Genomic DNA, 23,725 nt, shown 5'->3' on the forward strand with positions numbered 1-23,725 from the left:
CGTGCCCGGGGCAATCCACGTGCGCGTAGTGCCGGTTTCCCGTCTCGTACTCCACGTGCGCCGTCGCTATCGTGATCCCTCGCGCCTTCTCCTCCGGCGCCTTGTCAATCTGATCGAACGGCGTGAACTGTGCCCATCCACTCTTCGCCAGCACCTTCGTGATCGCCGCCGTCAACGTCGTCTTGCCGTGATCGATGTGCCCGATCGTCCCCACGTTCGCGTGCGGCTTCTTGCGCTCGAACTTCTGTTTCGCCATGGCTCAGTCCTGCTCGCTCTCCAATCGGCGCTCGCGCCGTTTCCCTACAAGCCCAGGAGCGGAATCGAACCGCCGACCTCGTCCTTACCAAGGACGTGCTCTAACCGACTGAGCTACCTGGGCGTTTCCCGTATCAACGCTACGGCTACCCGCAACCTCCGGCGCTCCCACGAGAGAGCGGGAAACGGGATTCGAACCCGCGACCCTCAGCTTGGAAGGCTGATGCTCTAACCAACTGAGCTACTCCCGCCTGCAGGTAGCGCCCCCTCGACAACCCTTAACAGATGGTGGAGAGGGGAGGATTCGAACCTCCGAAGGCGTTTGCCGGCAGATTTACAGTCTGCTCCCTTTGGCCACTCGGGTACCTCTCCCCACACTCTGGAGCCGATGGCCAGACTTGAACTGGCAACCTACTGATTACAAGTCAGTTGCTCTACCCTTGAGCTACATCGGCGTTTCTACCACGCATTCCACTACCACGAGGACTCTCGCCCACATCCCTGCGGCAGCTTGGCGTAAAACGTGCTTGTTACACTCCTCGTTCTTGCCTGTCAAGGTGTCCTCGATCGCCGGTATAGCTCGTAAAGGACTACGGCGGCCGCCACCGACGCGTTGAGCGACTCGGCTTCTTTACACATCGGAACGAAAACGCGCCAATCGCAGTTGGCGGCCACCAGCGGTCGCAGGCCCGCCTCACCTCCGACAACGACGGTTACCCGGTTGGGCAGATCGGCAGTGTAGAGGTCGACGCCGTCCCCGGGGGTGAGCCCCACCACCCAGTATCCGGCGGCTTTGGCTTGCCCCAGCGCGCGGGCCACGTTCTTTACCCTTGCGACCGGAAGGCGGGCGGCGGCCCCTGCGGCACCAGCCTCGACCGAGGCGGTCACGCCGACCGCGCCATCCTCCGGCAAGAGGAGCCCCCCAGCCCCGACGGCCTCGGCCGTGCGCATTATCGCCCCCAGATTGTGCGGGTCCTGAATATGATCCACGAGCACCAGCATCGCCGCCCCGCTGTCAATGACACGCTCGGTAGAGACAAACGGAAACGGGGCCACTTCCGCCACCAATCCCTGATGCCGCGCCGTCCCCACCATCGCCACGAGTTCGCGTCTCTCGGTCGGCTCCACGCGTACTCCCCTGGCCCGCGCCGCCGCGACAACTGCGGCCTGACGCGGAGCAAGAGGCTCCTCGCATAGCAGGACGCGCACTCTGGTCGGCTGGGAGGTCAGCCATGCGCCAATAGCATGCGCACCGTACAACACCCCGCTGCGCTCGCCGCGCAACTCGGGTGCGTTTACAAATCGGCGGCGCTTCATTACGATCGGCGCCGGGTGCGCACCATTGACCGGTACATCCTGCGCGAAATCCTCGTTCCCTTCGGCCTGGGACTGGGGGTATTCACTCTCATTCTGCTGATTGCTCGCATCTTGAAATTGATCGAACTGGTCGTCAACCGTGGCGTACCAATCATCGACGTCCTGCGAGTCTTCTCCTACATCCTGCCCGCATTCCTCGAAGTAACGATTCCCATGGCCTTGCTGCTCGCCGTCCTGGTGGCGTTCGGCCGGTTGTCTTCGGACAGCGAGATCACCGCCCTGCAGACGTCCGGAGTGAGCTTGTGGCAGATGCTCCGGCCGGTCGCTCTGTTCGCACTCGCGGTTTTCGCGGTAGCGCTCGGCGTATCATGGTACGGTCGTGCATGGGGGAACGGCCTGCTACGCACGGGCCTCTACGAAATCGCCAAGACCGGGGCGACTGCGGCCATGAGAGAGAGGGTGTTCGCCGACGACTTCCCCGGACTGGTGATATACGTCGACCGGATGGGCCCCGGCGGCAACAGCCTGCGCGGAGTCCTGATCGCCGACACGCGGGAGAAGGGCCAGCGCAACACCATCCTGGCCCAATCCGGGACCCTGGTCCCGAACGAAAACCAGCACACGCTCACGTTGCGCCTGGCTCACGGCAGTGTCCACTCGTTCGACAACCATGATCGCAGTTACCACCGGACCGACTTCAACACGTACGACATCAACCTGGATCTCAACGCGGCGCTGGCACGTTTGCGGCCGCGCGAACGCGATCCGAGCGAGATCCCGTCGGCGGAGTTACGCAGGCTGATCGCCGAAAAGGAGGCCACCGGCACTAGTGCTACCGCCGAGGTGGTGGAGATCCAGCGCCGACTGTCGATCCCCTTCGCCTGTCTTGGCTTCGCCGCCATCGCCGTGCCGCTCGGGATACAGCCCTCCCGCGCGGTCCGCTCCCGTGGCTTTATTCTCAGCATCGTACTGATCTTCATATATTACGTCTTCTTGTCCCTCGGCGAGAATCTGGGAAATCGCGGCATCCTGCCGGCAGTAGTCGCCCTGTGGATACCCAACGCCTTCCTCGTCTTACTCGCCCTGGGAGCCTTCACCGTGGTTTCCCACGGGGGCCTCGGCAACTTGCGCGGCCGCCTCCTCTTCCACTGGCGGGCTAACCGACGACGACCTGCGGTCGCTACGGCGGGGCCGGGCAGACCATGACTCACCGACATCGCCTCCCTGGCAAGACCGCCAGCGGCTACCTGATCCGGGAATTCCTCGCCTTGTTCGCGCCCATTCTGGCGGCCTTCGTCGTCTTGTTCATAATCATCGACTTCTTCGAGAGGCTGCGCACCTTTCTCTCGTACGACGCCGCAGCCGTAGCCATCCTCAAGTACTTCTTCTTCAAGATCCCGCTCATGGTGACCCTTGTACTGCCCCCGGCCGTAGTTGCCGCCACGTTGCTCGGGCTCGGCATGTTGGCCCGCCGCAATGAGATAGTCGCGTTCCGGGCATCGGGAATCAGTTTGCTCCAGACCGCGGGCCCGCTTCTCGCCATGGCGACCGTAATCAGCCTGGCGGCGCTCGCGTGGAACGAGACCGTTGTACCCTACTGCGCGCAGCGTTTTCAGTACGTCAACGTCGTCGAAATCAAGAAACAGAGGCAGAAAGGGATCCTGAGCGAGCGCAACATCTGGTACCACGGCGCCAACGGCTTCTACAGCATCGATCATCTGGACCCCCGACGTGAAACTCTTGCCGGCCTGACCGTGTACCGCACTGCGCCCGACTTCGGCATCCAGACGATCATCGAAGCCCCGTCGGGACAGTGGAAGGGCGGGAGGTGGGAGCTGATCGGTGCAGTGGAACGTACGGTCAGGGCCAACGGAGAAATCGAAACGCGGCCGGTCGATGCGGCCACCGAGGTCATCCCGGAAACCCTGGGCGACTTCCTCGATGTCCACCGCGAACCCGAGGAACTCAGCTATCTTGCGTTACGCCGAAGAGTGCTGGCGCTCAGTCGCAAAGGAATCGACCCGTCGCCTTTCCTGGTCGACCTGCACCTCAAGCTCGCGGTACCCTTCATGCCACTGGTTCTTGCCGCCGTGGCGATCCCGATCGCGGGACGCGTGAGCCGTCATCCGAGCCTCGCCGGCACGGTCGGGGTCGGCTTCGCCGTCGGTTTCCTGTACTGGATCGTGCTCGGCCTGGCGAACTCGCTGGGCGTCAGCGGCGCACTCCCGCCCGCAATCGCCGCGTGGGCCGCCAATATCATCTTTGCCCTGGTCGCCGCGGCGCTCTTCCTGTTCGCGGAGTGACGCGGCAACCAACCCGCCGCATCGGCACCTGGCCTAGCGCTTCGAGTATTGCGGACGCTTACGGGCCTTGTGTCGGCCGTACTTCTTACGTTCCACTTCGCGGGGGTCGCGCGTGACGTAGCCGGCCTTCTTGAGTGGGGCACGAAGCTCCGAATTCGCCAACATCAGTGCCCGCGTCACACCGTGCCTGACCGCCGCAGCCTGCGCGGCCAACCCGCCGCCCCTGACGTTAGCGGCAACGTCGAACTGCCCGCTGCTGTTCGTGAGCCGGAACGGCTGCTCAATTATCATCTGTGACGTCGGTCTCGGGAAGTAGTCTTCCACCGCCCGATGGTTGATTCTGACCTGCCCCGTACCAGGTGACAGGCGAACCCTAGCAACTGCCGACTTGCGCTTCCCGGTCGCCGCGAACGTAACACTTCCTTCCGCCATGAACATTCCCCTGCCTAGCGCACCGGCATATCGACGAGCGTCGGCTTCTGGGCCACATGTGGATGATCCGGCCCGCGGTAGACCTTCAATTTAGTCGCCAAACTACGACCGAGCCGATTCTTGGGCAACATGCCTTCGACTGCTTTTCGGAGCAGGCGTTCCGGGCTTTCGGCCATCTCCCGGCCCGCGGTCCGCACACGCAGGCCGCCCGGGTAACCGCTGTGGCGGTAGTAAAGCTTGTCACGCAATTTGGAACCGGTAAGGCGCATCCCTTCGATGTTGATCACTACCACGAAATCGCCCGCATCGTGGTGCGGCACGAAGCAAGCGGAGTTCTTGCCTCGCAGGATGTTGGCGATTCGAGTCGCCATACGACCGACCACCTGGTCCTGCGCGTCCATCAGGTACCAGCGGCGGGCCGCCAGGCTCTCCTCACGGCTCGGCATGTATGTTCGTTTCATGACGCTGCTTGGCTCTCCACTCGTTTCACTGTATGGCCACCCGCGGCAGCCCGACGGCACATCGCCCTCCTCCAAGAAGATGGCGGGGTGGACGGGACTTGAACCCGCGACCTCCGACGTGACAGGCCGGCGTTCTAACCGAGCTGAACTACCACCCCTCGATGCGCCGCGCGATGAATTCCTCGCCTCTCCTTCTACGCCCGTCGACACCGCGTCTGTCAAACGGTGCCGCCATTCGCATGGGCGGTATCCGATTTGAACGGATGACCCCCGGCTTGTAAGGCCGATGCTCTTCCGCTGAGCTAACCGCCCCGATACGTTCCCCTGATTCAGTTCAAGGAGTCTTTCAGGGTCTTACCCGCCTTGAACTTAGCGGCCTTTGTCGCCGCAATCTCGATACTTGCTCCGGTCTTCGGGTTGCGCCCGGTCCGGGCCTTACGAACCGAGACGGCGAACGTCCCAAACCCGGAGATGTTAACCTTTTCGCCTTGCTTGAGGGCGGAGACGATATCCTCGAAGAGCGTGTTCACCGCACGCTCCGCCGTCAAGCGAGGGAGATCAACCTTGCTGGCCACCGACTCGATGAGGTCCGCTTTCGTCATCGCCTCCCCCCGACAAAATTATCCAACATGAGCGGCGGTTAGTAACAGCGACCCTCGGGTATGTCAACGCGAGCCCACGTTTTCAGTGGGTAACTACATCGGGCGCCACGGGGGGTACGTCGAACGCGCCGGCAGCGACTGGCTGGTCCGCCGGCACGGGCCTTTTCAGAAACTCCTCCGGGCTTTCGAGCGCAAGCGCCTGCCGCAGCACCTGGTCCATGTGATCGACAAGCTTAATGGCCACGCTCTTCAGGACGAGCGGTGGAACGTCACGCACGTCCTTCTCGTTCTCCCCCGGGATCAGGACGGTCTTGATGCCACCGCGATGCGCCGCCAGCACCTTCTCTTTCAGCCCCCCGATAGGCAGGATGCGGCCCCGGAGGGTAACCTCGCCGGTCATGGCGATGTCGTTGCGCACGGGGATCTTGGTCAGCGCCGACACCAGCGCCGTCGCCATGGTAATTCCGGCCGAAGGGCCATCTTTGGGCGTCGCGCCCTCCGGCACGTGAATGTGGATGTCCACCCGCTGGTAGAAGTCCCGCTCCAGCCCCAGCTCTTCAGCGCGAGAGCGAACATAGCTCAGCGCCGCCTGAGCCGACTCCTGCATCACGTCGCCCAGGCGCCCGGTAATGATCAGCTTCCCTTTCCCCGGCATCACGGTGACCTCAGTCCCGAGCAGCTCGCCACCCATCTCCGTCCATGCCAATCCCGTGGCGACCCCCACCTTCTGTTCGCCCTCCGCCTTGCCGACGCGGTATCGTGGCGGCCCCAGGAATTTCGGCAGATTCTTGCTCGAAACGACCACCTTGGTACTGCGATCTTTCTTGAGGATCTCAACGGCCACTTTCCTGGCGATCGCAGCGATCTCGCGTTCCAGGTTGCGAACGCCCGCCTCGCGCGTGTAGTGCCGAACGAGACCGAGTATGGCATTGTCCGAGATCTCGAGATTCTCGCCCTGGAGCCCGTTCGCCTCGCGCTGCTTCTCGACAAGGTAACGTTTCGCGATGTTGAGCTTCTCTAGGTCCGTGTAGCCGGCAATCCGGATGATCTCCATGCGGTCCTGCAACGGCCGCGGGATGCGATCAAGCGTGTTCGCGGTGGTGATGAACATCACCTTGGAAAGATCGTAGTCGACGTCGAGGTAGTGGTCGTTAAAGCTCGAGTTCTGTTCCGGGTCGAGCACCTCGAGCAGCGCCGAAGATGGATCGCCACGGAAGTCGGTCGACATCTTGTCGACCTCGTCGAGGAGAAACACCGGGTTGCTGGAGCCCGCCTTCTTCATCGATTGGATGATCTTACCCGGCAGCGCACCGATGTACGTCCGCCGGTGCCCGCGGATCTCCGCCTCGTCGCGGACGCCCCCGAGCGACACTCGCACGAACTTGCGACCGGTAGCCCGAGCGATCGACTTGCCAAGCGACGTCTTGCCGACTCCGGGTGGGCCGACCAGACACAGAATCGGCCCCTTAGTCTGCGCCACCAGCGACTGCACAGCAAGGTATTCGAGGATGCGCTGCTTGACCTTCTCGAGACCGTAGTGGTCCTCTTCGAGAACTCTCTCGGCCTCCGCTATGTCGAGCTTGTCCTCGGTGAACTCGTTCCACGGCAATGAAATGAGCCAGTCGATGTAATTCCGCACCACCGTCGCCTCGGCCGACATTGGCGACATCATCTTGAGCTTCTTCAGTTCCTTCTCGGCCTTCTCCTTGGCCTCCGTCGAGATTTTCTTCTGCTTGATCTTTTCTTCGAGCTCCTGGATCTCGTTCTTGAACTCGTCTTTCTCGCCGAGTTCCTTCTGGATCGCCCGCATCTGCTCGTTGAGGTAGTACTCCTTCTGAGTCTTCTCCATCTGCTTCTTGACACGCGTCCGAATACGCTTCTCGACTTCGAGGATCTCGATCTCGGAGCGCATGTGGCCGAGGACGCGTTCGAGACGCTCGGCGGGGTTAATGACCTCGAGCAGGATCTGCTTGTCCTCAATCTTGATCCCGAGGTGGGCGACTATGGTGTCCGCAAGTCGCGAGGGTTCGTCGATGGACGCCACCGACATGATCATCTCGGGCGGTATCTTCTTGTTGAGCTTGACGTAGTTCTCGAACGTGGAGTTGACCGAACGGATCAGGGCCTCCACTTCGGTCGTCTTCTCGCAATCCTCCTCGATTTCTTCGGCCTGCACGAGGAAAAATTCGGCCTCGTCGAGGTAGCGAACTATCCGCGCCCGCTTCTTGCCCTCCACCAGCACCTTGACCGTGCCGTCGGGTAGGCGCAGCAACTGCACCACGGTACCGAGCGTACCGACCCTGAAGATGTCCTCCTCGGCGGGGTCATTGGTCTTCGCTTCGCGCTGCGCCGCGAGCAGAATGAACTTCTGCTTGTTCATTGCCTCTTCGAGGGCCCTGATCGATTTCTGCCGCCCTACGAAGAGAGGTACAACCATGTGAGGGAAAACGATGATATCGCGAAGCGGCAACAGGGGGATGCGGAGGCTCCCGCCCGATCCCGGGTTGTCGCGCTTGTCGTTTCGAAAGAGCATGCAATGCGTCCTTTCGCTCACACCTTCAGGCGGTTTCGGCCGCCTTCTGATAGAGCACGATCGGGGCCTCGCCCTTGGTCACCACCTCCTCCGACACAAGAACCTCCTTGATGGACGGCTGCGAGGGGATCTCGTACATGATGTCGAGCATTGTGTTCTCGAGGATGGCCCGTAGCCCGCGCGCCCCCGACTTCCGCTTGAGCGCCTCGCGCGCGATCGCGCGCAACGCGCCCTCGGTAAACTTGAGATGCACCGCCTCCATCTCAAACAACTTCTGGTACTGCCGCGTCAACGCGTTTTTCGGCTCGCGCAGAATGCGAACCAGATCTTCCTCGGCGAGCTCGTCCAGCGTGGCAATGACCGGCAGGCGGCCGACGAATTCCGGTATGAGGCCGAACTTGAGAAGATCTTCCGTCTGCACCTCGTGCAGCAACTCGCTTACGCTGCGCTCCTCCTTCCGGCGAATGTCCGCTCCGAAACCGATCCCCTTCATACCGATGCGCCTGCGGATGATGTCTTCGAGACCGACAAACGCCCCCCCGCAGATAAAGAGAATGTTGGAGGTATCAACCTGTAGGAACTCCTGCTGCGGGTGTTTGCGTCCACCCTTTGGCGGAACGCTCGCCGTGGTCCCCTCGATAATCTTCAGGAGGGCCTGCTGAACCCCCTCGCCGGACACGTCCCGGGTGATAGACGGGTTGTCGCCCTTGCGCGATATCTTGTCGATCTCGTCGATATACACGATTCCGCGCTGCGCCTTCTCCACGTCATAGTCCGCGTTCTGTAGCAGGCTCAGGATGATGTTCTCCACGTCCTCGCCTACGTAGCCGGCTTCGGTAAGACTCGTCGCATCGGCAATTGTGAAAGGAACCTGGAGGAAACGAGCCAGGGTCTGCGCCAGAAGCGTCTTGCCCGACCCGGTCGGTCCGATGAGCAGGATATTGGACTTCTGCAGCTCGACATCGCCGGTCACCAGCTGGCTGTCGATGCGCTTGTAGTGGTTGTGGACAGCTACCGCCAGGACCTTCTTCGCCCGCTCCTGTCCGATGACGTACTGGTCAAGTACTTTCTTGATTTCGGACGGCTTAGGCACCGCAGACGTCGACGCGAGACCCTCTTCCTGATCGCACTCCTCCGCAATGATGTCGTTACAAAGGTCGATGCACTCGTCGCAGATGTACACCGTGGGGCCGGCAATCAGCTTTCGGACCTCGTCCTGGCTCTTGCCGCAGAAAGAGCAGACGAGATTGCCGCCCCGGTCGTCCCCGTGTTTCGCCATACCGTCCTCACGCTTTCCGAGCTGGCCTGGCGGCGATCACATCGTCCACCAGGCCGTACTCCACCGCCTGCTTCCCCGTCAGAAACAGGTCTCGGTCGGTGTCCTTCTCGACCTTCTTCAGACTCTGTCCGGTGTGCTTGACCAGGATATTGTTGAGTTGCTCCCGGATCCGCAGGATCTCGCGCGCCTGGATGTCGATGTCGGTCGCCTGCCCCTGCACTCCGCCAAGCGGCTGGTGAATCATGATCCGCGCGTGCGGCAACGCATAGCGCTTGCCGCGCGCCCCGGCTGCAAGCAGCCACGCCGCCATGCTCGCCGCCTGGCCAAGGCACAGGGTCGAAACCTCCGGCTTGATGTATTGCATCGTATCGTAGATCGCCAGGCCGGCCGTCACCGATCCGCCGGGAGAGTTTATGTAGAAGTGAATTTCGCGCTCGGGGTCTTCGGACTCCAGAAACAGAAGCTGGGCTGTGATCAGATTGGCGATGTCATCCGTAACCGGCGAGCCCAGAAAGACGATGCGGTCTTTCAGTAGCCGCGAGTAGATGTCGTAGGCACGTTCGCCACGCCCGGTCTGCTCGACCACGATGGGAACAAGGCTCATGGCGTCGCGCCTTCCTCTAACACAACCATCAAAAGCTTACCCATTTTGGCTCACCTCGGCAACGCTGTTTCGCCGCTCCACGGTACGTACCTGCGCTCGACCGACGAGCGCGTCTATGGCTCCCGCGTGCAGGAGCCGCGTCCGCAGTGCGCGGCGCGCTTCGGCCTCGCTATAAATCGCACGCACGCGCTCGCCTTCCCTTCCCGCCCGCGCCGCCAACTCGGCCACGTGCGCCTCGACAGCCTCGTCGCTGACGGCAATGCCCTCCTGACGCGCAATCGCGTCCAGCAACAAGCTGAGTTTCACCTCTTGCCTGGCACGCGGCGCCAGCTCCTGCCCGAGGCGCTCGCGCGCTGCGCGTTCGTTCTGCGGGTGAATCCGTCGCTGCGCCCACTCCCGCCAGATCTCGTCGACCAGATCCGAAGTCCGCCGCCGCACCAGCGCCTCGGGCAGCGGGACATCTTCACGCTCGGCCAACTGCGCCATCGCCCCCCGTCGCAAAGCCTCGTCCGCCGCCCGCTCTGCGTCCGCCTCCAGTTGCCGCCGCACCCGCTCACGCAGCTCCGTCACGCTCCCACACTCACCGTGATCCTTGGCAAACTCGTCGTCAAGAACCGGGACCTCCTTCCGGAATACGGCGCGCACGCGCACGACAAAGTCCGCCGTCCGCCCGGCGACCTCCGGCGCGCCGTGCTCCGCCGGATAGGCGATCGAGAACGCCACATCCCTTCCAGCGGTCTGGCCGAGCAGGTGCTCGTCGAAAGCCGGCGGGAGCGGGCTGTTCCCGATCTCGACGACCCGCTCGTCCGAACGTCCGACAACCCGCCCATCGACCCGGGCTTCGTACGCAAGAGAAACCACGTGACCGCACTCTATCGCCGTGTCGTCCGGGAGCGGATCGAGATTCGCGAACGACTGCCGCAAACGCTCAACCGCCGCGTCCACGTCGACCTCCTCCACCGGCACCAGCGGGCGCTCCAGATCGAGGCCGACATAGTTACGCACCACCACCTCAGGCATGACTTCCACCGTCGCCAGATAACGCAAAGCCGCCCCCGGCTCGGCCTGCTCGGTGACGATCTCCCGAACACCCAACGCGTCGAGTTGCTGGGTTTCGATCGCCTCGATCAGCGAACGCTGCGTTAATCGCTCGAACACCTCCGACCGGACACGGTCCCCGAACATTTGTTCGAGCACCGCCGCCGGCACGCGCCCCGGTCGAAAGCCGCGTACGCGGGCATCACGGCGCAGAGCTTCATAAGCTGCACTGAGCTCCGCGCTCACTTCCTCGGCGGGGACCTCGACGGCAAGCCGCCGCCGCACCGCATCGATCGTTTCAACTTCCACCTTGTGCTTCATCATGTCGGCCAACTACCCTGACCTTAAACATACGGGTTTCGCCGATTCAAGGAAGCGTGTTCGCCGCCGCCCATACTGCGAGAGGGGGGACTCGAACCCCCACGGGATGTCCCACTAGATCCTAAGTCTAGCGCGTCTGCCAGTTCCGCCACTCCCGCGCGAGCGCCGCTTCTATCACGCGGGGGCGGCATCGCAACCCGCCATCCCCACGCCGCCCATCCTCACGGAGAACCGCCGGCGTCGACAACCTCAATCCGCAGTCGCCCGATCACGTCAACCATGGCAAATTGCTCTTCGGGTCCACCGGCGACGAACTTGATGTGAGTGGCGTCCGCCGGAAACTGACCCAGCGCGGGGTCCACAGGCACCCACCGCCCCAGCCATGCCTCGCACCAGGCGTGGTACAGGAACGCCCCGTCGACGTACACGACGCCCGCGACGAGGCGAGTCGGAATTCCACTCGCACGCGCCATTGCCGCCAGCAACACGGCGTGCTCGTTGCAGTCCCCGGCGCCCATCTCCAGCACTTGTAAGGCATTCGGGATGGTCACGGTCGGGGTCTTGCGAAGTGTCCCGTACACCCACTCGTTCAACTGCCGCACAGCCTTCCTTGCGTCGGTAACGCCGCCTCGTGCAACCGACGCCGCCGCGCGCACCCGGGGGTGGTCGACCTGGAGCATCGGCTCGCTCGCCAACGCGGCAGCGTGCTCCTTACCACCGTACGGCAACGCGTACGTCCCGATCTCGTTCGCCTTCGGCGGCACGATCGTGACCATGGTCCCGTCCCAATGCTGCACGCCGTCACTCGGCACGCGATCCGCCCGAATTCCGCTCAGGCGCAGTCGAAGCTCCGACCGCGTGCGCGGATGGTCGATCCCGCCCACCGGAATCGAGACCTCCCCGATCAGATCGAGCAGGGCTCCTTCGCCCCAACCATCCGATACCGCACGCTGCGGGTCTTCCCGGACCGCGATCAAACCCATGGGCCCCTCCTCCCGCAGCACCTTGCCGGCAGCGTCGAGCCACACTGTCGATTGCATACCGCGGAACTCCTCGCGAACCCGCCAGCCACGCCCCGCTCGGGCAACGCCAGGAACGTCACCCTCTCCCTCCACCACCAAACGAAGACGTTCGCTGCCAAGCACCATCGGGTCGAACACCGACACTTCGATGACTCGACCAGGAACTGGACGCTCGCCGCCAATCAGGCTGCGGGCCATCGGCACCAGGTACACCGGCCCGGCAAGCGGTATCGCGTGCCTGGTCGTTTCGCCTCCAACCCGTACCTCCGCCTCCAGCGCGTGCTCGACAACACGCGCATCCACCCTCAACGTTCCCGGTCCACTCGCGAGCTCGAACGTCATCGTTCTCAGGCCCCAGTCCCTGTCGGTGGTCCCCTGCGCCCGCACGTGAACGGTCTGCGGCGTATCCAGTAAAGACAAACGCAACAACGAAGTTTGCGAGAACCGGTATCCGTCACCGTCCGCCGCCACGGCCTGTTGCGTGTACCCCACCTTCTGTCGCCCGCGGTACACCCCCAACCATTCCTCTTCTCCGAAAGCCGCCACGGCTGAGACCGTCGGACCGGGTTCGATGCGCGCCTCAGAATTCCACCACGCGCGCTGCATCGCCACACCCAGAAGCGCAACCCAGACCAGCACGGTGATCCATCTCGCCGCGACTAACACCGGTTGCATTCGTATACTCATCCAAATCAGGATACTTTACCGACTCGCATGCAGGACGTTCGATTCGCCGTCGACCGCATGCTCGGGCGCCTGGCAACCTGGCTGCGCCTCCTCGGATACGACACGACGTACGCCCGGGAGGCCGACTCCCAGGCATTGCTCCACCATGCGCAAACCGAACATCGCGTTGTTCTGACCCGCAAACGCGTCCTGGCTGCCAGACGGATTTCAGTTCCGATCCACCTTGTAACCGCCGATCGCTTTCGCGACCAGTTGCGCGACGTCATCATCACCTTCGGTCTCGATCCTGGGCCCCGCCTACTGACGAGGTGCTGCCGCTGCAACCATCTCCTCCATCCCGTGGAATCGGCCGCTGCGGCAGGCTCCGTCCCGCCCTACGTGCTTCGCACCCAGCCCCGCTTTTTTCGCTGCCCGCTGTGCCGCCGCGTCTACTGGCCCGCCAGCCACCACAACCGTATTCGGGCTGAAATACACGCCCTGAACCTCTTTCCCTGCGGCAGCGATCCGGGATCGACGAGTACCAAGGCGGTCGACTGACTCTCCATGCGATTCCAGCCCCATGCGCCCGCGTCATTATATGGCTCGCACGGCACCCACCGGTAAGCATCGCCCTCTCGACAACTGGCTATGCCGCCAGTAGGTTCCTTCCTTGAATGAGCCTTGAAACCGTTTCCGAAGCCAGCCTCCCGACCGGTATCTGCACGAGGTGTCGCCGCCGGGTCCTGACCCACGTCGAGTGCGACCGAGATGGCGCACTCGTGCGTCGCTGCGTACACTGCGACTCTGCCGTGATGGGCCTTGAGGCAACCTCCGCGCCGAAGCTTGCGGCACTGGGCTACGAAATAGTGGAGACATTAGCCGGGTGCTGCAAACGCGGCGACTGCACCCCCAGAGGGGGTTCATCGGCGCCAAGCTGAGCGCCCCGGAACTCCGCAGGGCCGCGCCACACTGCCTCTCCCAGCCCTTGCGCCAGTGCAAGGGCTGGCGAAATCGCCAGTGGCCGGTAAGGGGAGAACTACCCACCGGCTAGTTCGCTGGGCGTGGGAACAATCGTTGCTTAGGGTCGTTGGCCATGACGAACGATTACGTAGGCCTGTCACACGAGCCCGGCTTCGGAGGGAGTATGCAGCGAGGCGGTAAGCGCACATACAATGGCGCGGGGCTCAATCTCTCGGACGATGAACTCGACGTATTGCGACTCGGGCCATTGAGCGGCGGTGAGCCGAGGAGCGGCCAGCTCACGGGGACACGGGCCCTCATGTTAGCGGTACTTGAGGACGGTATTCGCAGCTACCTCGGCAACTCCCGCATCATCTCCCAGGACGCCGAACACTGGATCTTCTCACCCCGCCGGCACTCCCCCTTTTCGTTTATCGTTGTCTGCGAGGTGCTCGGACTCGATCCGGATGCGGTGCGCAAAACGCTCCGCGTGATGAAGAGCGCCCAGGTCCCTCCGCGGAAAGCCATCCCACGCGCCCGGCACAACGTTCGCATCCCTGGGCGCGTTTACGCGCGCAGGCGCTGAATACTTTGAGACCACCCCGTTGTCGGGGGCGCGGGGGCACCTGCGCACCGGTCTGGGGCCGTCGGCTTGCAGTCGATGAACACAGACCGGTGCGCTATTCTCGGCGGCGCACACGGCACGCGGCGTCGCAGGCGTCGTCCGCTGCAAGGTTGCCGTCGTCACACTCCTCGGTCGGTTCCAGAACCCGGTTTCCACACACCGGCGCGGGACAGGTCACCGCTTCGACCACGAATGCCGCGGCTGCCACGCACTCGCCTCTTGCGGCCACACTGCGCAGAAATGAATCCGTAGAGACCCCGTAGGCCGTTCCAAACTCCGCGCCGCATGCCTGCTCCAGTGCTGCCGCCGCAACGCGCCGCAAGCGTCCCACCTCGCCGTCCGCCGCCGCCATCGCGGCCAGCTTAGTGGGAACGTCCATTACTGAACCGGCGATGCGCCCCAAAGCCCGCCCCCGCTCCTGCAACGCCGCCCGGGCGACTTTGAACGTGCCGTGTGCAGCCGACAGCAGGCAGGCGTCGCGCGCGGCCGGGCCGCTCTCCAGTCTTCCAGCAACCATCGCCGGGCCAAATATCAGCGATGTCGTCGCCGCCGCCTCCTGTTCGCAAGCACCGAGTAAGTCGGCCTCCAACTCCTCCAACGACAAGAACCCGAGGAGAAACACCTGGTCTGCGGTGCAGCCCCGGACAATCAGTCGCCTCAGTCGCTCGCGAAGAAAAGCCTCTTTCGCAGCTAACGCAGTCAGATCGCACCCGGCGCCAAGCAGGTCAGCGGCCGCGCACTGCAGTCGGCTGCGCGCCAGGGGGGCGAAGCACCGATGGGCGGCGCGGGCGATCATGCGCTGACAACGTCCGGCCTCGACGCCGAACATTTCCGCCCCATAGAATGCCAGCGGGGGGCCCTGTCCGTGCCCGAAGGCGGGGCCTGCAAACACCAGACTCCAAAACGCCAGCGCGGCACACGCAGCACGCGCGAATCGAAACCAATGAGGCAGCGAACAAGAGGGACGGAGAGGGGGGGATTCGAACCCCCGGACCCACGTGGGGTCACACGATTTCGAGTCGTGCCGTTTCAACCGGACTCACGCACCTCTCCGCAAGGCGAAAAACGACTGCATCAGTCCCTGCGCGGCCTCCGCGCAAATCCCTCCCGTAACCTCCAGCCGATGGTTACCGCGGCCATCGCGCCCAACATCGTAGACCGATCCAAGCGCGCCGGCCTTGGGCTCCCGACAGCCGTAGACCAACCGCGCGATGCGCGCTTGAACTAGCGCGCCTACGCACATGACACAAGGCTCGACGGTAACGTACACAACTCCACCCGGGAGGCGATAGTTGCGAACCCGCTGACCGGCGGCACGTAAAGCCAGCACCTCGGCATGGGCGGTAGGGTCGCATAGACCGATCGACCCATTATGGGCGCTCCCAACCACCTCGCCATCGACAACTACTAACGCCCCAACGGGAACTTCTCCGAGCGCCGTCGCCCGCGCCGCAACTCGTAGCGCCATCTCCATGAAGCCGACATCGCTGTGCGCTTGCACGGCACCGAACGCTACGGAATCCATGCGGTACCCCCGTACCATGCCTCCCCAACGGCGGCCACCCCAGGTGCCAGGGACTTTGCTCGCGCGCCGCGGCACGGCTATCTTGTCTGGCCATATGACCCTGCAGGTCGGTGACCAAGTGGTGCTGATGAGCGACGTCGGACGCTTCCGGGTCGTTGCCATAGACGGCCGCCGGATCTCGATCGAGAGCGTGGCCGGGCTGCGCAGGACAGTTATAGACTCGGCCCTCCGCCGCGTGGAACCCAATCGGAGCGCCGAGGACGACTAGCGGCGATCCATCGCCGCCTCCAACTTCGCAAGATACATCCCAAGCGCCTCGAGGCTATCGGGACAGAAGCTATCGCGGCGACTCCGCTCCACCACAGCTTCGAGATCCAGCCATTCGCCCCGCACGATCTCCTCAGCCTGCAGTTTGACCGGCCCATCCCAAGTACAACTGAAGACCGCCCCAATCACCCGGTTGCCGTCCTCCTCGAACCGAAAGCTGAACAACTGGCGCAACGCCGTCCGCACACCCAGCTCCTCAAACAACTCGCGTCGAGCTCCCGCAGCCGTATCCTCACCCGCACCGACCACACCTCCGACCGCCACATCCCAGCAGCCCGGATACACGTCCTTGGTGGGGGTCCGCTCGTGCACAAAGAGCTGCCCTCGGGAATTGAACACCAGCACGTACACGCTCTGATGAAGCAGACCCTGCCGACGCACCTGACTGCGCGTTGCCTGACCCACCACGCCGCCGTCTTCCCCGAGGACGTCGACCAACTCGTCTGCCCTCATCTCGTCGCCCCGCGCTGCATCTCCGCACTCAACTCCTGCACCCACCTGGCCAGAGCCTCGAGAAACTGCCTGCGGAGGGCCCTCTGGCGGGGCGTGAGCTTCGATAACAATTCCTCCTTGAGCCGCTCAGGATCGCTCTCGGCTATCGCCAGATCCTCCGGCACCACGCTCAGTGGCATCGAACTGCGACCGTCCCAGTCCTCGTTAACCGGGAAGCCGAACTCGCGTAGGCCGCGCTCCCACGTCGCATCGACGTCTGCCCAATCGCCTTCGACATCGATCCGCAGGTAGTCGTGGCAGTCCACGATCTCGTTCTTCTCGAGCAGGTGCTGCATCGGCTCGGGAAACACGATCGGCGACTCGTTGAACCGGTGCGTGCAGATCATGTGGCGCACCCGCAACCCCATGCCCCGAAACAACGCGCCCAATAGGTAGTGCTTTCCGGAACACGAGCCTCGCTGCAGGCGTAGTACCTCAGCCGGATCCCGACTCGCCGGGTAGGCATAAGGGATATCGCGGACCCGTTCGAACAAAACGACCCGCGCAGGTAACGGCTCGCGACCCTCCGTCCACTGGTTCAGGGTCTCAGTCAGCAGATCGGACGCCGACTTGGAAGATGATGCGGCAGTACTCACGACAGTATCTACAGGAAGTCTGGGCTCGGTTTCGCAGACATAGGCTCAGCCTGCCCTTTCGGCGACGCCCTTAGCGCAGCCAGTGCTGAGACTCTACTGCGGCCCACTGCAACGGTCAACGCGCGCTGGCAAAACTGCGTTGGATCACGCGGACAACCGTACCGCGAACCGCGCCGCATCCTCCGGCGTATTAATGTTCCTGAACGACTCTTCCGCACCAGCGACCTGCCGCATCGAGGCCTCGGGCACATACTCGACCTTAATCCGCGGCAGGAAATCGCGAATCGCCGAAACCCCTTCCCGCAACGCCCCTTCCATCTTCCCGCGCAGGACGGTGCCGTACACCGCGTGCAGCGGCTCGATGTCACCGTCCCAGCACGCGATGACGGCATCCTGAGAAGCGATCCGCTCCACAAGCAATGCGATCGGCTCGACGCGCAAGAAAGGCATATCGCACGCTACCACAAAGGCGTACGGTTCGGTGATGCGCCCAAAAGCGGCGTGGATACCCGCCAATGGTCCCTGGCGTGGGAACTCGTCGACCACCACCTCCACGTCAAAGCTGCGGTACTTTTCGGGCGCGTTGCTCGCCACCACGATGCGCGGAAAACATCTCCGCAATACCTCCAAGGTCCGCTCGAAAACCGAGTGGCCGTCCACGGTGAGAAAGGCCTTGTCGGCCCCCCCCATTCGACGGTTTTGCCCACCGGCGAGAATCACTCCCGCGACATTGTCACTCAACCGGCCTCCGACACCGGGGACCTGGGTCAACCCTATACCACGCATCGGGTCCAGCACGGCTTCCTCAAACGGTAGCGCGAGCATATGAACCACCCTCCGGCCAGTCAAGAACGTCGTGCCGGCCCCCAAAGCAGTCGCACCGCCACCCGCCCAGACAGATGCGCACCGGCGAGGGATTGACGCTCTCGCAATCCGGGCGGCAACTACTCGACGGTCGCGGCGGGTCTGGCCCCGCACTAGAGCCCGGAGCACCCGGGGCACACCCCTTGCCTTCATCATCAACCGGGCAGTCATCGTGCGGATGCCGGGGCCTAGTACTTCGTGCCCCGCACCCGGCTGTTCCGTGCGACGACCACCGCCGACCGAGACCCGGAGCACCCGGCCATGAAGCGAACCCCGAAAACCTCCGGCTACAGCCTGGTCGAGGTCCTCGTTGCGGTCGGCATCCTGGGCATCCTCGTGGCGACGGCCCTGCCACACATGGACACCCGTCGCGAAACCACCAACACCACAGTGCAGTCGGTCATCGCCCACCTACGCCTTGCCCGCAGCAAAGCCATCAGCACCGGATGTCATTACTGCTTCCACAAGAACGCCAGCAACAAGTACTACGTGCGCCGCTGGAAGGAGGTCACCTCCGCACCCTACTGGGCCAGCGACAGGAACATCCTCACCTACACCCTCCCCGCGCACGTCAGTTGGTCCTTGCAGAACTACGTCGGACCGCATGGAGAACATGTAATGTTCAACACCAGGGGCATGTCGATCGACTCCTACACCAACCAGGTTTCGCCGCAATCCGTGCGCATCGCGGTGTGGGACTCCCTCGGTGCTTCGCACACCGTGGTGGTGACCCCGGCGGGGCAGATTTATGAAGAGGACTGACCGGCCAACTGCGGTGACGTTCGCATCGCGGTGGCGCTGCCGCCGCGGGGTGACCCTCATGGAAACGATGGTCGCCCTGACCCTGTTCGCCCTGTGTTCGTCGGCCATCGGCCGTTTGATGACCTCTCAGATCCGCATGGCGTCAACAAACAACCTGACTTCGCGAGCCTATGCGCTCGCCGAAGAGGAACTCGAGAACATCCGCGCGCTCGACTACTCCGACATCGCCTCGAACAGTCGAACGCTCGACCTGGGCAACGTGCACTTCAGCCTCGCCACTGTCGTCCAGGCGAACGTTCCAGCCACGAACCTCAAGACCATCACGGTCACCGTAAGCTGGGACGAGCCCGCGGGCAGCCGCAATGTCAGCCTCAACACCATCTACACCGCGGTCAAACGCTGAGAACGCCGGTGTCTCGACGCTCGAGCTGTTGCTCGCCGTCGCCATCACCACAATCGCCATGATGGCGACGACGGCATTCTTCCATGCCAGCGTGCGATTCATGCGCAATCAGCAGCGCCAGATCGAGACCACCCATACAGCCCGTGCCGTCATCGACACCATGGTTCGCGATCTCCGGCTGGGCGGTGCGTGCCTGCCGGTAACCGGCAGCTTCGTGACCCTTTCCGGGGTCGATAGTGGCACCGAGGACGAGATCACCACACGCACAGGCCTGACCCGACCCGACCTGTCGTGCGTGCGCACGGCGACGCCCGGTGACACTCCGGCAACGGGGTCCAGCCTCGTGGTCGAGGACGTCGACGGGTTCATCGTCGGGATGCGCGCCTACATTCAGGCCCCGGACGGCCAGGGCGAGTTCTTCAACGTCACCTCGATCAACGCCAGCACGGACACCCTGGGGCGCGATCGCAACTTCACGCGCGACTACCCGGTAACCAGCGGCGTCTACGCCATGGACGAGCGCCGCTTCTACATCCGGCACACCGATTTCCCCTGGGGCAACGCACCCGAGCTGATGATGCAGATCGGCGAGACTACTGCGCAGTCCTTCGCCGTCGGCATCGAGGAGCTCGACATTCGGTATGTCCTGCGCCGCAATTGCCCAACTTGCGATGTGGTCGACATCCCGGCCGACGACGACGAATGGCGTCTGGTCGACGAGATGCGTCTCACGGTTACCGCCCGCTCGTTGCGCCCGAGCCTCGACGGAACTTACTACCGGCGGACACTCGATGTCGCCGTGAAACCCCGCAATCTGCTTCCCAAGTAGGAGGAATTCGCCATGTCCCGCCGTCGTGCTTCAGAACGCGGGATCGCCCTGGTGGCGGTGGTGGTGGTGCTCGCCTTCCTCTCCGCCCTCGCCGCAACCATCGCCATGATGATCGGCATGGACACGCAGACTCGCGGCGCCTTCGGCCACAGCCTGACCGGCTTCTACGCCGCCGAGTCGGGGTTGAACAAGGGCATGGGCGATTACAAGAACATCTTCCTCTCTTTCAACGTTCCCTCGGGTACGGATTTCGACGAACACACCTTCGCCCTGGGCACCCGTACCGTTAAGTACAAGCTCCAGGACAAGAACGATCCCCCCGGGACCCCGGAACAGATCACGATTCCTTCCGGCCAGGTATTTGCCGGCCTCAATTCCCTGCAATACGACTACACCGCCAATTCGAAGTCCTACAGCGCCCTGGGCGACATCGAGGCCTCCGTCGGCGCCGAGTTCCTCGTCGGCAACATCCCGCTATTCCAGTTCCTCGCCTTCTACGCCGGGGACCTCGAGGTCCTCCCCGGCGCCAACATGACCCTGAACGGCCGTCTACACACCAACGGCAATCTCTACCTCAACGCCGAGAGCGGAAAAACGCTTGCCATCTGGGACAACTACGCGCTCGGTATCCCGACGGTCCAGGTGTCAGCGGTCGGCGACGTCTATCGCGGCCGCAAGAACACCAGTACCTGTCTCGGCACCGTCAGCATCGACAAACTGGAGGACATCGTCGCCCCAACGCCGAACGACCTCGACGCGCGGGAGCTCGCCTGCGTCGGCGGCGGGACAACGAAGATCTCGACTGCCGAGCTTGCCAAGTGGAAAGGCAGCATCGTCCCCAACATAGAAAGCATCAACGTTCCACAACCTGACCAGATCGCGAGACTGAATTCCCAGGGTTTCTGGCAAAAGGCCGACCTCCGCATCGCCCTGGTCCTGAATCAGGCCGACCAGTTGCCCGGCGGCCCGGTCATGTCCCATACCATCGAAGTCCAAGACGCCGCCGGCAACCGCGACGCAACGAAGACGACCGCGCTGCACAACTTCATGGCCGATGCCGCGTGGAACTCGGCCAACAGCAGCTACAAGGGTACCATGGCAGTCTTTTACACCGACTTACCAGACGCCTCCGGCTCGACCTGCACCGACGCCAACCCCGGCGGCTGCAACAACAACGTGTCGACCGCGTACCCCGCAGGATTTTCGAGTAACAACCGCGTCTACGCCAGCATCATGGGCTCCGGTCTCGGCAACTTCGATCTCAACTACCGCCGCGGCGGCTTCTACAACTGGCGCGAGAAGAAGTGGATCCGCATGCTCAACGTCAACGTGGGCGACTTGCTGGCCTGGAACCGGACAAATGGCGAACCTTTCTTCCTGGCCAACGACACCACGGACGGTGGCCTTGTCGTCTTTCTGACCGTCGTCGGGCCGGCTTCGAGCGGCAACAACAACTACGGCGTCCGCGTCTTTGGCAGCACCACCCTCTCGTTCCCGGCTCTCGCCGATCCCACGGGAATCACGATCGTCAGCGACCAGGCGATGTATGCCCAGGGTCATTTCAACAACACCGGCACCTGGCAGCCGGCGGCGATCATCGGCGATACCATCAATGTCCTCTCGCAAGGCTACTGGACCACCGGCTGCACCTCGAACTGCACCAACGACCGCCAGTCGAACCTCAGCCTCGGTGACGCCTTGCGCGACGCCGCCAGCACCGTCGTCAACGCCGCTTTCCTCGGCGGAATCGACCCCACCGTCGGCGCGACATACAACGGCGGTCTGGAAAACTACCCCCGTTTCCACGAAGACTGGGGCGGACGGACTCTGACTTACAGCGGCTCCTTCGTTAGCCTCGGCACCCCGGCACACCAGAACGGCGCGTGGTGTGGGACGGGCGGTACACTCACCAGCGGCTGCAACATATACAACCCGCCCACAAGGACGTGGAACTACGAGCCGAAGTTCAATGACGCAAAATACCTGCCGCCGCTGACACCCCGCTTCGTCTATGTGCAGCAGGTGCTGTTCACCGAGGACTTCAAGTAGGTCCGCCCCGCAACAAAAGCGACCCGAACCTGTTGGCCCGCCGCGCTCGACCGTGATAAACAGCCGCGGTCCGACGGGATGCCCGCATGACGTCCGACAAGCGCCTCTACTTGCGGCTCGGCGACGCCGTGCTGCACCGGGATTACGAGGAATGGGGCCTCGGCCGCGTGGTCGAGGAGATGACCTCAAACCTTCCCGGGGGGACCTGCCTTGTCCGCATTCAGTTCGCCGACGGCCGTCAGCGCACCTTCAACAACGATCTCGATAACGAGACGTGTTGCTACTACTTCGGGATTCGCAAGGAGTGGCCGGACACCGCAGCACCCGATCTCTCGCAGCACCCAACGCGCCGCCGCCTGCGGCGCGGATGACCCGGCACGGTCAGGCCCGGGGCGTACTGGCGTCGAGCCGCGCCACTCCTTCCGGCGAGAGGTATTGCTCGATGTAACCGTGCAGCGCCGCAAGGGCTCGCTCCGCGTCCTTGAACACAGCTTCGCCAACCCACTCGCCGCGTATCCAGCAGTCGAAAGACGGCTCCTCTCCCAACGTAAGCTCCAGCAACCGCTCGCCCGCCGGCGTGCCCGTCACCAGCAGACGCACCGAGCGACCGCAGTCGACAATCACCCCGCGCGCGTAGGCGGGCAGCGCGACGAGCTTCTTGATGCGATCGAGTTCGCGCCCCGGATATGCCGTCTCGGCCAGTTGCACGTAACCCCACGCGCCCTCGGACGGGATCGCCGCCTCGACAACCTTTAGATTGTCGTCGCTGAGCCGCTCGCGCGCTTTTTCCTGATCGAAGTCACGCCCCAGCTCGAAGAACTTGCTACCCGCCGGGCCCGGCAGCTGCTTCGCCTCCGGAGCCTTGTCGACGCCGGTCTTGTCAACCCACCACTTATCGGTGGCCGGTTGCGACGCCTTCTCGACCCTCGGCGGCCGGCGCCCAGACTCACGCCCGCGCGAGCCGCCGCCCGTTGATTTTGTGCCCGTCCCCATACAGCCTACGAACCATGCGGTGGGCGAACAGATCCGCTTTCGCCTCCGCATCCGCCCAGAGCACGTAGTGCCCCATCTCGTGGTACACTGTGTTGATCCAGCGTCGTTCCGAGTTGTACTTCCGACCCCGCTTCCAATTCTCCGGGTGCACGAGATGAATCTTACCGTCCTCGTACGTCTTCCCGGCGGTACGGCCCCAGTCGAGATACTCGAACCATTCGACCCGCGGCCGGCGCAGGTGGTAGAAGCGACACATCGCCCCAATGGCGCGGTTGAACTCCGCCTCCTTATGGGCGCGGAAGAACTCAGAAAGCTGATGGTCAATCAAGCGCCGCGCCCGTAGCGGCGGTAGAATCATGCGCATGTACGCTTGCTCCACCGGGAACCACTCTCACACCGGGGCACGTGTTCCTAGTGCCCCACCCTCGGAATGTCAACGAAGTTCCGGGGGCAGCCCAGAGTCGTCT

General features: G+C 63.4%; 26 protein-coding genes and 8 tRNA genes. 9 read left to right on the forward strand and 25 right to left on the reverse strand.

The annotated features are described in order from the left end of the window. From L6Q96_14095 to rlmB, 6 genes are all read right to left on the reverse strand, one after another. A partial coding sequence (locus L6Q96_14095; GenBank protein MCK6555691.1) for a GTP-binding protein occupies positions 1 to 256 on the reverse strand: 256 nt, incomplete at its 3' end. Positions 257 to 305: 49 nt separating this feature from the next. Further along, positions 306 to 379, reverse strand: a tRNA-Thr gene (locus L6Q96_14100). 53 nt (positions 380 to 432) lie between these two features. After that, positions 433 to 506 (reverse strand) — tRNA-Gly (locus L6Q96_14105). Between the two features lie 35 nt (positions 507 to 541). Continuing rightward, a tRNA-Tyr gene (locus tag L6Q96_14110) sits at positions 542 to 627 on the reverse strand. 8 nt (positions 628 to 635) lie between these two features. Further along, positions 636 to 710 (reverse strand) — tRNA-Thr (locus L6Q96_14115). A 97-nt stretch (positions 711 to 807) separates the two neighbouring features. Next, a complete protein-coding gene (gene rlmB / locus L6Q96_14120; protein ID MCK6555692.1) occupies positions 808 to 1,572 on the reverse strand; it encodes a 23S rRNA (guanosine(2251)-2'-O)-methyltransferase RlmB in 765 nt (254 codons plus the stop codon). Here rlmB and lptF point away from each other — a divergent pair. Next, entirely contained in the window at positions 1,501 to 2,778 is a 1,278-nt protein-coding gene (lptF, locus tag L6Q96_14125; GenBank protein MCK6555693.1) for an LPS export ABC transporter permease LptF, read from the forward strand. The genes rlmB and lptF overlap by 72 nt on opposite strands. Beyond that, positions 2,775 to 3,875: an LPS export ABC transporter permease LptG gene (gene lptG, locus L6Q96_14130; protein MCK6555694.1), complete on the forward strand. Its 1,101-nt coding sequence runs from the start codon at positions 2,775 to 2,777 to the stop codon at positions 3,873 to 3,875. Before lptF ends, lptG begins: the two co-directional genes overlap by 4 nt. 33 nt (positions 3,876 to 3,908) lie before the next feature. Here lptG and rpsI read toward each other — a convergent pair whose 3' ends face one another. From rpsI to L6Q96_14185, 11 genes are all read right to left on the reverse strand, one after another. Then, positions 3,909 to 4,307 (reverse strand): 30S ribosomal protein S9, encoded by a 399-nt coding sequence (gene rpsI, locus L6Q96_14135; GenBank protein ID MCK6555695.1) that lies wholly within the window; start codon positions 4,305 to 4,307, stop codon positions 3,909 to 3,911. A 14-nt stretch (positions 4,308 to 4,321) separates the two neighbouring features. Further along, a complete protein-coding gene (rplM, locus tag L6Q96_14140) occupies positions 4,322 to 4,768 on the reverse strand; it encodes a 50S ribosomal protein L13 (GenBank protein ID MCK6555696.1) in 447 nt (148 codons plus the stop codon). Between the two features lie 80 nt (positions 4,769 to 4,848). After that, a tRNA-Asp gene (locus tag L6Q96_14145) sits at positions 4,849 to 4,926 on the reverse strand. A gap of 82 nt (positions 4,927 to 5,008) precedes the next feature. Beyond that, positions 5,009 to 5,080 (reverse strand) — tRNA-Val (locus tag L6Q96_14150). 17 nt (positions 5,081 to 5,097) lie between these two features. Next, entirely contained in the window at positions 5,098 to 5,370 is a 273-nt protein-coding gene (locus L6Q96_14155; protein MCK6555697.1) for an HU family DNA-binding protein, read from the reverse strand. 82 nt (positions 5,371 to 5,452) lie between these two features. Next, positions 5,453 to 7,903 carry an endopeptidase La gene (gene lon, locus L6Q96_14160; GenBank protein ID MCK6555698.1) on the reverse strand — a complete coding sequence of 817 codons (2,451 nt, stop codon included), beginning with the start codon at positions 7,901 to 7,903 and terminating at the stop codon, positions 5,453 to 5,455. A 25-nt stretch (positions 7,904 to 7,928) separates the two neighbouring features. Then, positions 7,929 to 9,182, reverse strand: a complete 1,254-nt coding sequence (gene clpX, locus L6Q96_14165) for an ATP-dependent Clp protease ATP-binding subunit ClpX (protein MCK6555699.1) — start codon at positions 9,180 to 9,182, stop codon at positions 7,929 to 7,931. Between the two features lie 7 nt (positions 9,183 to 9,189). After that, positions 9,190 to 9,786 (reverse strand): ATP-dependent Clp endopeptidase proteolytic subunit ClpP, encoded by a 597-nt coding sequence (clpP, locus tag L6Q96_14170; protein MCK6555700.1) that lies wholly within the window; start codon positions 9,784 to 9,786, stop codon positions 9,190 to 9,192. 36 nt (positions 9,787 to 9,822) lie between these two features. Next, a complete protein-coding gene (gene tig / locus L6Q96_14175) occupies positions 9,823 to 11,148 on the reverse strand; it encodes a trigger factor (protein ID MCK6555701.1) in 1,326 nt (441 codons plus the stop codon). A 73-nt stretch (positions 11,149 to 11,221) separates the two neighbouring features. Beyond that, a tRNA-Leu gene (locus L6Q96_14180) sits at positions 11,222 to 11,303 on the reverse strand. A 63-nt stretch (positions 11,304 to 11,366) separates the two neighbouring features. After that, positions 11,367 to 12,842, reverse strand: a complete 1,476-nt coding sequence (locus tag L6Q96_14185; GenBank protein ID MCK6555702.1) for a transglutaminase domain-containing protein — start codon at positions 12,840 to 12,842, stop codon at positions 11,367 to 11,369. Between the two features lie 39 nt (positions 12,843 to 12,881). Here L6Q96_14185 and L6Q96_14190 point away from each other — a divergent pair, with 39 nt between their 5' ends. Both L6Q96_14190 and L6Q96_14195 read left to right on the forward strand, forming a co-directional pair. Then, positions 12,882 to 13,391, forward strand: a complete 510-nt coding sequence (locus tag L6Q96_14190; protein ID MCK6555703.1) for a Mut7-C RNAse domain-containing protein — start codon at positions 12,882 to 12,884, stop codon at positions 13,389 to 13,391. A gap of 586 nt (positions 13,392 to 13,977) precedes the next feature. Beyond that, positions 13,978 to 14,379, forward strand: coding sequence for a hypothetical protein (locus L6Q96_14195; GenBank protein MCK6555704.1), 402 nt, complete (start codon positions 13,978 to 13,980; stop codon positions 14,377 to 14,379). A gap of 94 nt (positions 14,380 to 14,473) precedes the next feature. Here L6Q96_14195 and L6Q96_14200 read toward each other — a convergent pair whose 3' ends face one another. The 6 genes from L6Q96_14200 to L6Q96_14225 form a co-directional block, all read right to left on the reverse strand. Continuing rightward, the gene (locus tag L6Q96_14200) at positions 14,474 to 15,310 is read right to left on the reverse strand and encodes a hypothetical protein (protein MCK6555705.1); all 837 of its coding nucleotides are present in this window, start codon (positions 15,308 to 15,310) and stop codon (positions 14,474 to 14,476) included. Between the two features lie 73 nt (positions 15,311 to 15,383). Beyond that, positions 15,384 to 15,471: transfer RNA gene (locus L6Q96_14205), tRNA-Ser, on the reverse strand. After that, a complete protein-coding gene (gene tadA, locus L6Q96_14210) occupies positions 15,458 to 15,943 on the reverse strand; it encodes a tRNA adenosine(34) deaminase TadA (protein ID MCK6555706.1) in 486 nt (161 codons plus the stop codon). The genes L6Q96_14205 and tadA overlap by 14 nt, the downstream gene beginning before the upstream one ends. A gap of 264 nt (positions 15,944 to 16,207) precedes the next feature. Continuing rightward, positions 16,208 to 16,723: an NUDIX domain-containing protein gene (locus L6Q96_14215; GenBank protein ID MCK6555707.1), complete on the reverse strand. Its 516-nt coding sequence runs from the start codon at positions 16,721 to 16,723 to the stop codon at positions 16,208 to 16,210. Beyond that, entirely contained in the window at positions 16,720 to 17,358 is a 639-nt protein-coding gene (locus L6Q96_14220; GenBank protein MCK6555708.1) for a hypothetical protein, read from the reverse strand. The genes L6Q96_14215 and L6Q96_14220 overlap by 4 nt, the downstream gene beginning before the upstream one ends. Positions 17,359 to 17,502: 144 nt before the next feature. Beyond that, positions 17,503 to 18,099 carry a molybdenum cofactor guanylyltransferase gene (locus L6Q96_14225; GenBank protein MCK6555709.1) on the reverse strand — a complete coding sequence of 199 codons (597 nt, stop codon included), beginning with the start codon at positions 18,097 to 18,099 and terminating at the stop codon, positions 17,503 to 17,505. A gap of 384 nt (positions 18,100 to 18,483) precedes the next feature. Here L6Q96_14225 and L6Q96_14230 point away from each other — a divergent pair, with 384 nt between their 5' ends. The 5 genes from L6Q96_14230 (at position 18,484) to L6Q96_14250 (ending at position 22,636) form a co-directional block, all read left to right on the forward strand. Continuing rightward, positions 18,484 to 18,984 carry a prepilin-type N-terminal cleavage/methylation domain-containing protein gene (locus tag L6Q96_14230; GenBank protein MCK6555710.1) on the forward strand — a complete coding sequence of 167 codons (501 nt, stop codon included), beginning with the start codon at positions 18,484 to 18,486 and terminating at the stop codon, positions 18,982 to 18,984. Continuing rightward, positions 18,971 to 19,387, forward strand: a complete 417-nt coding sequence (locus L6Q96_14235) for a prepilin-type N-terminal cleavage/methylation domain-containing protein (protein ID MCK6555711.1) — start codon at positions 18,971 to 18,973, stop codon at positions 19,385 to 19,387. The genes L6Q96_14230 and L6Q96_14235 overlap by 14 nt, the downstream gene beginning before the upstream one ends. 28 nt (positions 19,388 to 19,415) lie before the next feature. After that, entirely contained in the window at positions 19,416 to 20,216 is an 801-nt protein-coding gene (locus tag L6Q96_14240; protein MCK6555712.1) for a hypothetical protein, read from the forward strand. 12 nt (positions 20,217 to 20,228) lie between these two features. Beyond that, positions 20,229 to 22,265 (forward strand): hypothetical protein, encoded by a 2,037-nt coding sequence (locus L6Q96_14245; GenBank protein MCK6555713.1) that lies wholly within the window; start codon positions 20,229 to 20,231, stop codon positions 22,263 to 22,265. An 86-nt stretch (positions 22,266 to 22,351) separates the two neighbouring features. Beyond that, positions 22,352 to 22,636, forward strand: a complete 285-nt coding sequence (locus L6Q96_14250) for a DUF3553 domain-containing protein (GenBank protein MCK6555714.1) — start codon at positions 22,352 to 22,354, stop codon at positions 22,634 to 22,636. Positions 22,637 to 22,646: 10 nt separating this feature from the next. Here L6Q96_14250 and L6Q96_14255 read toward each other — a convergent pair whose 3' ends face one another. After that, the gene (locus L6Q96_14255; GenBank protein MCK6555715.1) at positions 22,647 to 23,258 is read right to left on the reverse strand and encodes a hypothetical protein; all 612 of its coding nucleotides are present in this window, start codon (positions 23,256 to 23,258) and stop codon (positions 22,647 to 22,649) included. Continuing rightward, positions 23,212 to 23,622: a hypothetical protein gene (locus tag L6Q96_14260; protein ID MCK6555716.1), complete on the reverse strand. Its 411-nt coding sequence runs from the start codon at positions 23,620 to 23,622 to the stop codon at positions 23,212 to 23,214. Before L6Q96_14260 ends, L6Q96_14255 begins: the two co-directional genes overlap by 47 nt. Positions 23,623 to 23,725 lie beyond the last annotated feature (103 nt).

It is taken from the genome of Candidatus Binatia bacterium (genome assembly GCA_023150935.1).
Lineage (GTDB): Bacteria > Desulfobacterota > Binatia > HRBIN30 > HRBIN30 > JAKLJW01.